Raw genomic sequence first — 13523 nt, forward strand, 5'->3', positions numbered from 1 at the left:
ATGAATTTAGCAGTAGTAAATGAAGCAGTAACAGAGATGAATGGTGTGGAGCATCAGTTTACAGAGGAAGAGAAAAACTTTGTTGTCCAGTTCGCATTCAGAAGTGGCAGCAAGGAAGACACGATTTCTCTTATTGAAGCTTTGGCACATTCAGCGGATAAGGCTGAGTCGGACGAGATTATGGTCACATACAGGTCTAAATATGATATGAAGCCTGCATGGGTGGAACAGGTGGAAAACCTGCTTGTGGCACTTGAAATGTATCGTATCGAGGAGGAGAAAGCAATCAATCATCTGGCAGATATTTTGACTGCTTATGGTATTGATGTATCAGCCGAGGAAATCCGTACTACAGAGACAGAAACGCTTAAAACAACAGTCAGAGAGAAAGTGGAGGTGCGATAATGGCAGAAGAGATTCAGGAAGCGGTGCAGATCATCCGTGTAGCTTATGATGGCATTGAGATTGCCATGAAGGTAGGAAGCGGCGGCATTGCTGCCATGCAGAAGGCAATAGATTTCTTAAAAGGGATGCTTGATTATGAAAAGTCACTTGGCAAGACATCCATGAGAAAGCTGCTCATAAAGGGTGGCGATTTACAGGTGTTGCAGTTTAATACCGAAGATATGAAAAAGGTTGAAAAGATGGCAAAGAAGTATGGAATACTCTATTCAGTACTTCCGGACTGTAACAGGAAAGACGGACTGAGTGAGGTAATCTTTCATACAGAGGCAGTTCCCCGTGTGAATATGATGATACAGAAGCTCAAGTTTGGTAAGATTGCCACATTTGACGATTATCTGAAGAATGGAGATGAAAAATCCCTTGGCAAGCTGATGGATTTTTTGAAGAAACAGCAGGGAAACGAGAAAAGCCACACGATAGAAGGTGATAAGGTTAATTCCGCCATTGACGGACTGATTGAGAAGGTCGGAATGTTTGCAATGGAAAAGAAAGCTATCAGTGTGGATCAGGTCAAAGAGAATTTCAGTATCAATGGTGAGCAGGCTGAAAGTGTTATCAGACAGCTAGAGACAATCGGTGTGCTTGGAAAGAAAAATGAGGATGGCACCCATACAGTCATGATGGACAAGGATGCATTTATCAATCGTGTCAGAGGCTATCAGGACCTTGCTGAGAGAATGAGGGCAGTTGCAGCATCAAAGAATGCGAACTTATCAGATGTGACTATCAGTAAGAAGCTGATTATCGAAGAAAATGACCATGCTGTTAAGACCAGAGTTCCCGGCACATGGGGAGAAGAGGCAAGATATGTATGGCTCCGTAAGGAAAACATCATGGAGATTCATGGTGGAAAGACAATGCTTACCTTCCTTGATTCCACCAAGGATTATAAGCTTTACGATGAGCAGAATCGTGTGGTGACAACCCAGAAAGGAACCGAGCTTTATACTCACTACGACAAGGTGGAGTCATCTGTCAGGGAGCGTTACGAGAAAGTGCAGAAGCAGCAGAAAAAGACCACACAGAAGAAAACTGTTACCACAAAGAAAGCGAGGTAGCAGCCTATGCAGACAACAAAGAAAATGCCGTCACTGATATTCATCCTTGTGGGTGCAGTGTTAGCAGGGTACCTTGGTTATCTGATAAATGGTGCGTGGTCGGAGGGAGTGGCATTTAATGAATTTATGAACAGATTCAATGAAGTATGTGCTGCTCCCTTTGCAAACTATTACAATACGAATACTATAAAAGCGGTAGCCATTGCATTAGGAATCTATGCGATGGCTATTGTTATGTATTACACCAGCCAGAGAAACTATATGCCCGGCAAAGAATTTGGTACGGCAAGATTTGAAAATCCGAAGCAGGTCAACAAGATACTTGCAGATAAGGATGAAAATTTCAACCGGATACTCAGCCAGAATGTGAAGATGTCGCTGGATTTCAGGAGACTCAAGCTCAATGGAAATATACTTATCTGTGGTGGTTCCGGAGCAGGAAAAACATTTTATGAAGTAAAGCCGAATCTTATGCAGATGCCGCATAACTGTTCCTTTATCTGTACCGATCCAAAGGGAGAAATCCTTAGAAGCTGCGGGCAGATGTTAAAAAATAACGGATATAACCTGAAAGTCATTAATCTGTTAGAGATGGATAAATCAGACTGTTACAATCCGTTTTCTTATATCAGAGAGGAAACAGATGTGGTCAAGCTGATTACAAACCTTATCAGCAATACGACACCAAAGGGAGCAACACCAAGTGATCCGTTCTGGGAAAAGGCGGAAGGATTGTTCTTACAGGCTATCTTTTATTATGTGTGGCTGGAGGTACAGCCGGCAAAGAGAAACTTTGAGACAGTACTGAAACTTCTTGGAGAAGCAGAGGTTACCGAGCAGGGAAAGGCATCAAAGCTGGATGTGCGTATGAAGTTTTTAGAGGAAAGTTCCCCACTTGGAGCCAATCATCCGGCAGTCAAGCAGTACAACAAATGTATGAGAGGTGCAGGAGATACAGTCCGTTCCATTATCATAAGTGCCAACTCAAGACTTGCATTTCTTGAGAATAAGCAGGTTTTACGATTACTCTCAAAAGATGAGCTTAATCTGTCCGATATCGGTATTGGAGTGAATGGGGATGGAGAGACAAAGACAGCACTCTTTTGTGTAATCCCGGATAGTGACAAATCCTATAACTTTATTATCGGTATGTTATATACGCAGATATTTCAGGAATTGTACTATCAGGCAGACTTTAACTGCGGAGGCAGACTGCCAATCCATGTGACATTTATGTTAGATGAATTTGCGAATGTCGCATTGCCAGATGACTTCTGTTCGCTGTTATCGACAATGCGAAGCCGTGAGATTTCAAGTATCATCATCATTCAGAACTTTGCACAGCTAAAAGCACTTTTCAAAGATACCTGGGAGACAATTCCCGGTAACTGCGATACTTTCATCTATCTCGGTGGAAACGAGCAGAGCACGCACAAGTATGTGTCAGAGCTACTTGGAAAAGGCACGATTGATAAGAAGTCAAGTGGAGAGACAAAGGGCAGACAGGGAAGCTCTTCAAGAAACTATGATGTATTAGGAAGAGAACTGTTTACACCGGATGAAGTCAGAAAGCTGGATAATAAGAAGTGTATTATTTTTATCCGTGGATTTGATCCAATCATGGACAATAAGTTCATACCATTCAATCATCCGATGTTTAACCAGACAGCAGATGGCAAGGGAGAGCCTTATGTTCATCAGATAAGAGGAGCAGACAATCTTATCGGTCCGCCATTTGAGATTTTGTCGGACAAGGCAGTTAAGTATTATGAAAAACTGAAGGATAAGGGCGAGAATGTGTATATTGATTCTCTTACCTATGAGCAGTTTATGATGCTTGGTGATGCAGAATTAAGCAGAAGATTCTCCATGCAGGATGAGGCAGAACAGAAAGCAAAGATTGACAGGGAGCAGGCAAATGAGCTTGAGTATGTTGATGAGTCACAGAAGTCAGATGCTTCAGAAAGTGCTAACGCTTCTAGTGGAAGTGCAGGTGCTAAGCCTGTAAGGAATCCTGAGAGGGAAAAGCCTAAGTGGGAGGATACCATCACAAATCGAATGCTGCACTGGTCATATACACCGGAGCAGAAAGAGGAAGTGAAGAAAGCACTTGCCGCAGGCGTTCCGAAAGCAACGATTCTTACTTACTTCTATCCGGAGGTTTCTGTGGAGAAGATGAGTTCTTACAGAAAGAAGCCGTAAATGTTATCGCATAGGCACAGGAAATGTGGTATACTGTGCCTATGCGAGATTAAAGAAACTTACAAATCGGAATTTTTATAAAGGAAACAGGCCAATTGCGATAATATAGGAGAAAATGTATGCACGGATATTACCAAAAAAATCTAAAAAAATGGCATAAAACTTTAAATTCTTACATGAATTATATCAGCTATGAACTAGAGTCGCTTACTGGGCAGTCTTATGATACCCTCATTCAAGAAATTTGGACAAACTATCAGGCGGAGATGTTAGAAAGATTCCCTTACATTGGCGGAGATGCTGCCAGCGGAACAAAGAACCTTATCGGAGCTTACATGTTTGTGAGCATGGGTGAAGTATTAAAAAAATATGGTGTTACGACAGCGCAGAGCGGTCACCTGATGATTCTGATTTATGAGCGTCAGTTTACAAAGATTCCGTCTTTTTTACGGAACATCATGGGTAAAATCTTTACTAATCCCCGATTTCTTACAAAAATGTTCCTAAAAAAGGATAGGAAGAATGCATTAAACGCTGCGCAGAATCCCGGAAGTTTCGAGACACAGACACAGATTCCACCAGAAAAGGGGTATGATTTCAGTTATCACAACCTCGTTTGTCCGCTAGCGGATTTTGCAAAAAAATACGGATATGAAGAATACATGCCTTACATCTGTAATCTGGATTATGTCATGTTCGGTATTCTGGGTGCCCCACTGTACAGAGAGCATACCTGCTTTGATGATGGTGATTATTGTGATTTCAAGTTGAAACTTTCTGCCAAACCGATGGACTATGATCCACCGGTGTTCACGCAGGGGAATGGTTACAAATAGCTAACTCCCACATTTTAATCTCAGCCGTCCTAGGTTTTCCATGAGCCTTGCAATCCTATAAACAGGAAAACCATTCCTATCTATCAGCTCTTGTGAATCTCAGGAACGGCTGTCAGTACTTCTTAGCTGCTGTTATCAGCCTTGTGGAATTTATAGGAGGTAAAGCAGAATGAAATGTCCATATTGTGGTGAAGAAATGATAAGAGGATACCTAATGAGCTCACGAGACATTACTTTTGCAGTTGATAATCTGACAAAAGTTTTTCGCATTAAAAAATCGGACGATCTGGAATTGAGTAAAGGTTCAGGCGGAATCCCTCATTGTGAAGCTTATCGTTGCAGTAGTTGCAAAAAGATTTTGATTGATTATGCGAATAGATAACTTCAAGTTTGTCTGACTCATAAATAATTTAATAACAGGATTACAAGCACTTTAGCCAATAACAGGTTAGAGTGCTTTTTTCATGCCATATAAGGAGGTGGTTGAAGCACAACGCATCGGGGAAAGCCCGATTAATCATTACAACAGGCATTGCCTGATAATCATATAGTAAAAACAAGGACAGAGAGGAATGTATATATTCCATTCGGAAATCAGCCGGATTGGAATGTGTACATTCCTTTCTGGCTTTTTCCATATCTGTCACACATCAAGAAAAAGGAGATTTTTAATCATGAGAAAAGAACAGATTACAGTAACTAATAATGCAGAAAACAAAGATTTGGAGGGAAAAGGCATGAAGCAGAGATTCATTCATTTTAAGAAGAGAATGGTTCCGGCAGTATCCGGAGCACTTATGGGAGTAATGCTTATGAGCACTACTTGTTTTGCAGCAGGTACAGGTACTTCCGCAGTAACACAGCCGCTTGAGAACTTAAAGACACTTATCATTGCAGTCATTGGTGCAGTTGGTGTCATCATTCTTGCAAAGAATGTTATGGAGTTCGCACAAGCCTACCAGCAGCAGGATTCATCTACAATGAATTCCGCTCTGAAAGGAATTGTGGCAGGTGTCATGATGGCTGGTATTTCAACAGTTCTGACATTCTTAGGCTTCTAAGATGGGGAAAAAGAGTTCCCCTTTTAGTAAAAGGAAAGAGGTGAATAACAAGTATGGATATTTTTAAGCTTGGAGACAAGATCCTTGCACTTCTTGAGGCGGTGTTTGGGTTTTGGAACAATCAGATATCCCTGGTCTTTGCAATGCTTGGACAGTCACCGGTCAGTTTCAAGGGCGGAGGTCCCTGGGCAGTCATTGAGGGTATTGAGCCGCTCTTTGTAGCGGTCGGCTCTTCCCTTGTTGTGCTGTTCTTTGTTATCGGTTTCTGCTCGGAAAGCATAGATGTAAAAGATGAGATGAGGTTTGAATCAATCTTGCGTATGCTTATCCGACTGGGACTTGCAGAATGGTTTGTTGCAAATAATGTCACGATTATGAAAGCATTTTTTACTTCCATAGGAAATCTGGTGGGACTTATATCTGCCGGGACAACGACGCAGCTTGCCATTGACAGTACACAGGCAGACATCATTAAGGGACTCGGATTTGGTGAGAGTCTGGTAATGCTGATACTTACAGCTTTGCTTGCAATCATCATTATTATCTGTGGATTCTTTATCATTTACACAGTGTATTTCAGGTTCTTAAAGATACTGATTATTGTGCCGCTTGGTGCGATTGCATGCTCCACAATGGCAGGAAACAGAATGGTCAGTCATACAATGGCTACCTACTGCAAATATTTTCTTTCGTGTGTGTTTGAGGCAGTAACGATGGCACTTGCGATTGTGGTATGTAATGCATTTATCAATGCAGGACTTCCGGCATTTACAGGAAGTTATGCTGACTGGGCACAGACACTTATATATCTGTGTGAAATGACATTTACGATAGCAATGACTGTTGGAAGCGTGAAGGGTGCACAGACACTTACTAGCAAGGCATTTGGATTATAGAAGGAGGCAGAAATGGATAATGAAAAGAAACAGGTTACTTATAATTCAAGTATAACCGGAGAAACGCAGGTGACATTTGATATCCAGCAGTATATGAATAACAGGGCAATGTTTATTGGTCTTATGTGTAATGAAGATGGATATGAGGAGCCTTTTGGGGATGTGACTGTGAATTTGCCGGTTGCAGCACCAAATTACTGCGGATATCTGAATGTGAATGACATGCCGGATATTGAAAAGTTTATTACAGACAATGACATTGGAGAGTTTACAGGATTCACGCAAAGGAGCGGTTTCTGCGAATATCCACTTTATCTGTTCAATGTAGATAAGCTTAGGGAACTGTGTCCGGATGGAATGGATAAGTATGAGGCGAATATTGGAATGACAAGAAAGCCGGAAACAAAGGATTTATCAAGATAGGAGGCAGGGACAATGGTAATCGAAGTAAACAAGGATATAGACCGCTATCAGGAATCGGTTGCGATGGGACTTACTGCAAGGCAGCTTATATTTTCCATTGCAAGCGTAGTGGTCGGTGGCGGTATCGTCCTTCTTCTTTACAAGTATATCGGTCTTACGGGTTCTGCTTATGTGGCAATTCCCTGTGTGGCACCGATTGCACTTGGCGGTTTCTATTCCTTTAATGGGATGAATTTCTACGAGTATATGGGAAAGAAACTGCATTTTATGTTTGGAAACAAGGCACTTATCTATGTATCAACAGAGGGAGAGCCTGCAATAAAGCAGTTAGAAGCAGAGCAGAATGAACAGGTAAAGAAGAAAGGCAGAAAGGCTGAACCGGAGACTGTAACAGCTGATTCGGCTGTAAAGAAGCAGGAGGAGTTTGAAGCAATGAAGAAAAAGACAAGAAATATGCTGCTTGGTCTTGTTGCAGTAATTATTGCAGCAGTAGCAGGCATTGCAGCATATAAGGCGATGCATTAGATAAAAAGTATCTGACCGAAAGGTCGGGAACGCAGCCCGCAGGGTGAAGTTCCCGGCGGGCTTTCATTATAAGAAAGCGAGGTTAGAGACATGGGTTTATTTACAGACGGATTTAAGTTACTGAAAAAGGCGAGCGAGCCTTTGTATAAGACACCTAAATCCATTCAGGAAACCATAGAGATTATGGCGGTGGCTGAAAACGGCATTTTTGAAGTGAGCAAAAATAAGTATTCCAAATGCTACCGCTTTCAGGACATCAATTACACGACAGCAACCGAGGATGAGCAGATCGGTATTTTCGAGAGATATTGTAAGTTCTTAAATTCGCTGGACTGTAATTATAAGATTACGATCAACAATAAGAACAAAAACATGGATGAACTCCGTGATAAGGTTCTGATTGCTGAGAAAAACGATGGCTTCAATAATTACAGAAGAATTTACAATGACATCATTGAGGAGAAGATTATTGAGGGCAGACAGGGGATTGAGCAGGAGAGATATCTGACGATCACGATTGAGAGAAAGAACTTCGAGGAGGCAAAGGCACAGTTTGCAACACTTGAGGCAACGATACACAAGGCTTTCATTGAGCTTGGGGCAGAGATTGTGCCGCTTAATGGAAACGAGAGACTGAAAGTGCTCTATGACTATTATCACCTTGGAGATGAGGGCAGTTTTGATTTTGATATCAAAAAGGCAAAGAAGGTCGGGGCAGATTTTAGAAATGATCTGTGCAATGGGATGGTGAAATATTTCCCGGACCATTTTGAGGATGAGAGTAAATTCTGCAAGGCACTTTTTATTAAAAAGTATCCGAGCAGTTTATCAGACAGATTCATCAATGAGATTACTTCCCTTCCGGTTCATTCTATCACGAGTATTGATGTGGTGCCGGTTCCAAAGGATCTGACCACAAAGGTGCTTCAGAAAAAATACCTTGGTATTGAGTCGGATATTATCAAGCAGCAGAGAGTTCGTAATAAGAATAACGATTTTTCTACGGAAATTTCATATGCCAAGAGAACGGAGAAAAAAGAAATTGAGGAAATCATGGATGACGTCCGTGAGAATGACCAGTGCCTTTTCTTCGTGGGAGTAACCATTATTCTTATGGCAGAAAGCAAGAAGGAGCTTGAGAGTGTATGTGAGACTGTGGAGACTATCGGAAAGCGTAACAGCTGCACGATTGATACACACTACTTAAAGCAGAGGGAAGCTCTCAACACAGCACTTCCGATTGGTGTAAGGCAGGTGGAGACAATGCGTACACTTCTTACCCAGTCACTTGCGGTGCTTATGCCATTCAATGTGCAGGAGCTTAATGATAGCACAGGCAATTACTATGGCATCAACCAGATCAGCAAGAATGTGAATATCGGCAATAGAAAGAAGCTGATAAACGGAAATGGATTCGTTTTCGGAGTGCCGGGTTCCGGTAAATCATTCTTCTGCAAGATGGAAATGGGCAGCGTATTCTTGTCGGGAGATGATGAAATAATCGTTATAGATCCAATGAACGAATACTTTGATATTGCTGAGACCTATGGCGGAACAGTGGTAAATATGTCTACCTACACGGATAACTATGTGAATCCGCTGGAGATGGATGTATGGAGCCTTGATCCGAATGATTCCAAAGGAATGGTAAGAGAAAAGGGCGAGTTCATGCTTGGTCTTTGTGAGCAGTGTATCGGGGACAGCTTAAATTCAAGACAGAAGTCAATCATTGACCGCTGTGTGAGAAAGCTGTATATCGACATTGCAAGGAGTAAAGAGAAGTATATCCCGGTAATGAGTGATTTTTACGATATCCTTATGGCACAACCGGAGGATGAGGCAAAGGACATTGCATTGTCACTAGAGCTTTTCGTAAATGGTTCACTTAACATCTTCAATCATCAGACAAATGTGGATGTGGATAACAGATTCACAGTATATGGCATCAGGGACTTGGGTACAGAGCTTAGTCCAATCACAATGCTTGTTATGATGGAGTCCATTCAGAACAGGATTGTTGAGAATGGTAAGAGAGGCAAGGCAACATGGCTCTATATTGATGAGTTCCATGTCCTGCTTAATTCCGAGTATTCTGCAAAATATTTACAGCAGCTCTGGAAGAAAGTAAGAAAGCAGGGAGGTCTTTGTACTGGTATCACGCAGAATGTAGTCGATCTGTTGCAAAATTACACAGCAACCACAATGCTTGCAAACTCAGAGTTTGTGGCACTTTTAAAGCAGGCAAACACGGACAGTTCCAAGATGGCGGAAGTTATCGGGGTATCAGAGGCACAACTTCGATTCGTAACCAATACTGCATCGGGAATGGGACTTATCAAGTGTGGCTCTGTGGTGATTCCGTTTGATAATCAGATTAGTAAGGATACAGACCTTTACAGACTGTATAACACCAATATTCATGAGAAGATTGCAGAACAGAAGAAACGTGAAATGCAGAATAATGTCGAATAATGTTGATAGAGGTCGCAATTTGCGACCTCAAAGCATAGCCATCCGGGAAGCTGGGTGGCTGTTTTGCATATTGAGTGAAAGAAGGTGAGAACATTGAAGATAAAGAAAGTGGATGACAAACCGATGGTCATTCACACCAAGGAGAAAGCCAAGATTCATGCCCACGAGCCAAAGGGAGCCAAGATAAAAGGCAGCAACATCTATACAGTAGAAAGAGATCCTAAGACTATCAGTGCAAAGGTATCTGATGATAAAAAGAAGTCCTATCGCAAGAGTACCATTCATCAGTCAGAGCCGAAGAATAGGGGACTATCAAGATTTAAGCGAAACTATAGAGAATCAAACACTTCCATCAAGACCAAGAACACCAATCTTCACATAGCAGGAAGAACAGGTACACTTGCAGCCGGAGCAGTAACAGAGCAGGTGGAAGGCGGGCAGGAGGTATCGCAGGCAGCATATCTTGCATATGAAGCAAGCCGACCTGTTACCGGAACTGTTTCTAAGGGTGCAGCACTTTTCAGGAAAAAGGCGGCAGCCGAGGCAAGGAAGCGTATCAAGAAGGTAGATGCAGGAAAGAAGCTGGCAAAAAAGACAGCAAAGAAAGCTGCCAAAGATACTGCAAAGACTGTAGCTAAAGAGACAGCAAAAGAAACAGCCAAGACTACTGCCAAGGTTGCAACAAAAACTGCTACAAAGGCAGCTGCTACAGCGGCAGGAACAGCGGTTGCACCGGGAGCAGGCACGGCAATCGGCATGGCAGCCGGATATGCTGCAGGTGTGTCCATAGAGGTCAAGGATGAAAAGATGACCAACCGGAGCAGAAAGATAAAATTCTTTCTGGATAAGATGAAAACACAGGAGAATCAGACAGACAGCGTGGCAAAGCTGGTAAAGGATCTGATTGTGCGAAAAGCGATTACCTGGGTAAAGGCAGCTGCACCGATTATCGGATTGGTGCTTTTATTACTTGTTCTTGTAGTTGCCATGATTGCGGTTCCGGTTATAGCGGTGATAGCAATCCTTTACAATTCTCCATTTGCTTTATTTCTGCCACCACTTGAATCAGGAGATACCGTGCAGACAGTAACGAGTGCTTATGTGCAGGAGTTTAACCGGGATGTTAATACGAAAGTGAATGAGCATACCGGATATGACCTTGGAGAGCTTGTATATGTGGATTATGAAGGTATGGAAGAAAACCCAAGCAATTACTATGACATCATGGCAGTCTATATGGTCAAGCATGGTGTCGGAGATACAGCAACAGTCATGAATGATACTTCAAAAGGCTGGCTGCAGGCAGTTGTAAATGATATGTGTTCATACACCACAAGCACCGGAACAAAGGATGTGGAAGAAACGGATGCAGACGGCAGTGTAACTACTGTCACAAAGTCGGTTCTGTATGTGAATGTCACACTAAAATCGTACAGGGATATGATTTCGGTCTATGGATTTAATTCTGATCAGGTGGAAATGCTTGAGCAGATCATGAGTCCGGAGTTTATGGGACAGCTTGGATATGCCGGAAGCGGAAGTGGCGGCGGAGGCGGAAGTCCTGGAGTAAGCTCCATGACTGAGGATGAAATCAATGCCATCCTAAACGGAATTACAGACAGCAGGCAGAAAACAGTCTGCTCCTATGCACTTCACAGAGTTGGCTTCCCTTATAGTCAGGATTTAAGAGACAGCGGTAACTATTATGACTGCAGCTCCTTAGCCTATTATTCATGGAAGGATGCAGGCGTGGATATTAGTTACGGCGGTGCAACCACAGCGGCAGCGGAGGCACAGGGACTGGATGAAGCCGGAAAGACAGTCTCCTTTGATGAGTTACAGCCGGGAGACCTTATCTTCTACAGTTTTACAAGCAACGGAAGATATAAGAACATCAGCCATGTGGCAGTATATGTCGGAAATGGCAAGGTGGTAGAGGCACTTAATGAAAGTCTTGGTGTGGTCTACAGGGATGTGGCAAGCACAGGAAAGATTGTTGTGATTGGAAGACCATAACAGAAAATTTGCTGAGAGGGCATAGTCCCTCTCTGAGACTGGAGGTAAGAATGGATTTAAAAGATATGATACTGGTAACAGAAAACGACAGGGGAACAGAGATAAATATGCTGATGACTCTGGATGATTATAAGAGTTTTATAGCAATTGATGACATGTCAGAGCTTGCAGACCATCTGTTGCAGCTTGGAAGGACACTTGGTGAAGCAGATAACTTCACAGAGTATTACAGGGCAGCAAATGTAACTGTATCTGCGAGATTCTGTCTGGATGATATTCAGCTGGGACATTTTCTTCAGGGATTTTATAACGATTCCAAAAAATTTCGGTTTGATAAAGAAGCCAGTTCTTCTGAATGTGTTGCAAAGCTTAAGGAGATTGGAATGACCGATAAGGGCTGGGTGGATGATTTTAACCTGCATTATGAAATGGAGAACCGCTCATTTGAAAGGGGACAGACATTCCATAACTTCAATGACCATGATTACATGGTGCTTGAAGCATTATCACCAAGGAATCTTGTGGTGATGGATATGAAGTCAGGTTCCCTTACAATCGCCCTTGGTGCGACAGAGTATAAGCGTTATCCGAAGGATGAGAAGCCTACAAAGGACAATACCACAATCGGGGTATCGTGGGAGCACGGCATTTATCTAGGTTCCACACTTTCAACTACAAATTTCAAGGCATACAAGAGGGAGTATGGCACACCGGAAAAGATAGAGGATATCTATGATTACAGGGCAAAGCTAAAGCAGAAGTTCTATTTTTATCAGGATATGTCAAAGGATGATGATGTACCGAAGAAGCTGCAGAATGACTTCCTTCACCAAATGTATGAGGATTTTGGAACGATTGAAGAGGATTGTTTTTACGACAGGCTGGAAGATGGAAAGTACGATGAAGGCTTTAAGGAAAGACAGGTAAAGGAAGAAAAGAGCCGGTGATGAGATTTTTACAGGAGGCGATATCATATGGAACAGGAATTTGATGTTGAGATAAAAGAAGTGCTTTCACGAGTACAGAAAGTAAAGGCAGAGTCGCTTGACGATGCCATCAATAAGGCAATGGATATGTATTATGCAGAGCAGATAGTCCTTGGAGCAGAGGACATGAAGGGAGTTGATTTTGCACCTATCAGCGAAGGTCAGCTCCCTTCTTCATTAAAAAAAAACGGAGGAAAAGCAAGATGAAAAGTGATTCAACAACAGTAATTAAGAACATGGAGTTTTTAGTAAAGGAACTTCATAAGGAGTGGGACAGATCGGGTGCTTCTAAGGCATCCGTTATTATTTCCCTTGAGGAAGTAGATGGTATCAATGATAAGTTAAAAGAGATTATCTATCAGACACAGAAGTCAGTCGATGAGGATGAGCTGACCTTTAAACAGAGCATTGCAAAGTCCAAGGAGTGCTATGTGCTTCTTCGTGTGGTGCGTAAGATTGCAAAGAAAAAGGATAAATGCGAAAAACAGGCAATCGACAATAAATTTGCAATCGAGCTGGATAAGGATGAGTTAAAGCTATTTAAGGGATTGTTTGCAGAGATGTTTAAGTAGAGGAGGACAAA

14 protein-coding genes are annotated in these 13523 nt (G+C 42.3%); all 14 read left to right on the forward strand.

All coding sequences use genetic code 11. From position 1 onward, the window contains the following. The 14 genes from DW005_RS01905 to DW005_RS01970 all read left to right on the forward strand — a co-directional run bounded on the left by DW005_RS01905 (nucleotide 1) and on the right by DW005_RS01970 (nucleotide 13512). The gene (locus DW005_RS01905; RefSeq protein ID WP_006858865.1) at nucleotides 1–405 is read left to right on the forward strand and encodes a hypothetical protein; all 405 of its coding nucleotides are present in this window, start codon (nucleotides 1–3) and stop codon (nucleotides 403–405) included. Then, nucleotides 405–1523: a PcfB family protein gene (locus DW005_RS01910; protein ID WP_117477941.1), complete on the forward strand. Its 1119-nt coding sequence runs from the start codon at nucleotides 405–407 to the stop codon at nucleotides 1521–1523. Before DW005_RS01905 ends, DW005_RS01910 begins: the two co-directional genes overlap by 1 nt. A gap of 6 nt (nucleotides 1524–1529) precedes the next feature. Continuing rightward, entirely contained in the window at nucleotides 1530–3725 is a 2196-nt protein-coding gene (locus tag DW005_RS01915; RefSeq protein WP_117477942.1) for a VirD4-like conjugal transfer protein, CD1115 family, read from the forward strand. A gap of 119 nt (nucleotides 3726–3844) precedes the next feature. Continuing rightward, on the forward strand, nucleotides 3845–4561 hold the full coding sequence (locus tag DW005_RS01920) for an L-2-amino-thiazoline-4-carboxylic acid hydrolase (protein ID WP_117477943.1): 717 nt from the start codon (nucleotides 3845–3847) through the stop codon (nucleotides 4559–4561). Between the two features lie 169 nt (nucleotides 4562–4730). Then, nucleotides 4731–4943, forward strand: coding sequence for a PF20097 family protein (locus DW005_RS13730; protein WP_022313298.1), 213 nt, complete (start codon nucleotides 4731–4733; stop codon nucleotides 4941–4943). A gap of 292 nt (nucleotides 4944–5235) precedes the next feature. Beyond that, complete coding sequence (locus DW005_RS01930) at nucleotides 5236–5622, forward strand: electron transporter RnfA (protein ID WP_117477944.1); 387 nt, start codon at nucleotides 5236–5238, stop codon at nucleotides 5620–5622. A gap of 53 nt (nucleotides 5623–5675) precedes the next feature. After that, nucleotides 5676–6518 carry a hypothetical protein gene (locus tag DW005_RS01935; protein WP_117477945.1) on the forward strand — a complete coding sequence of 281 codons (843 nt, stop codon included), beginning with the start codon at nucleotides 5676–5678 and terminating at the stop codon, nucleotides 6516–6518. Nucleotides 6519–6530: 12 nt separating this feature from the next. Next, the gene (locus DW005_RS01940) at nucleotides 6531–6941 is read left to right on the forward strand and encodes a DUF4313 domain-containing protein (protein WP_117477946.1); all 411 of its coding nucleotides are present in this window, start codon (nucleotides 6531–6533) and stop codon (nucleotides 6939–6941) included. 12 nt (nucleotides 6942–6953) lie between these two features. Then, entirely contained in the window at nucleotides 6954–7466 is a 513-nt protein-coding gene (locus DW005_RS01945) for a PrgI family protein (RefSeq protein ID WP_117477947.1), read from the forward strand. A 90-nt stretch (nucleotides 7467–7556) separates the two neighbouring features. Next, a complete protein-coding gene (locus DW005_RS01950; protein WP_117477948.1) occupies nucleotides 7557–9938 on the forward strand; it encodes a VirB4-like conjugal transfer ATPase, CD1110 family in 2382 nt (793 codons plus the stop codon). 84 nt (nucleotides 9939–10022) lie between these two features. Next, entirely contained in the window at nucleotides 10023–11954 is a 1932-nt protein-coding gene (locus DW005_RS01955; protein ID WP_347461335.1) for an NlpC/P60 family protein, read from the forward strand. Between the two features lie 50 nt (nucleotides 11955–12004). Then, nucleotides 12005–12901 carry a hypothetical protein gene (locus DW005_RS01960; RefSeq protein WP_008395327.1) on the forward strand — a complete coding sequence of 299 codons (897 nt, stop codon included), beginning with the start codon at nucleotides 12005–12007 and terminating at the stop codon, nucleotides 12899–12901. A gap of 27 nt (nucleotides 12902–12928) precedes the next feature. Then, on the forward strand, nucleotides 12929–13147 hold the full coding sequence (locus tag DW005_RS01965; protein ID WP_117477949.1) for a DpnD/PcfM family protein: 219 nt from the start codon (nucleotides 12929–12931) through the stop codon (nucleotides 13145–13147). Continuing rightward, nucleotides 13144–13512, forward strand: coding sequence for a hypothetical protein (locus tag DW005_RS01970; RefSeq protein WP_117477950.1), 369 nt, complete (start codon nucleotides 13144–13146; stop codon nucleotides 13510–13512). The genes DW005_RS01965 and DW005_RS01970 overlap by 4 nt, the downstream gene beginning before the upstream one ends. The last annotated feature ends 11 nt before the right edge of the window (nucleotides 13513–13523 follow it).

The organism is Clostridium sp. AF36-4 (assembly GCF_003435975.1).
In the GTDB taxonomy this organism is placed as follows: Bacteria; Bacillota; Clostridia; order Lachnospirales; family Lachnospiraceae; genus Eubacterium_F.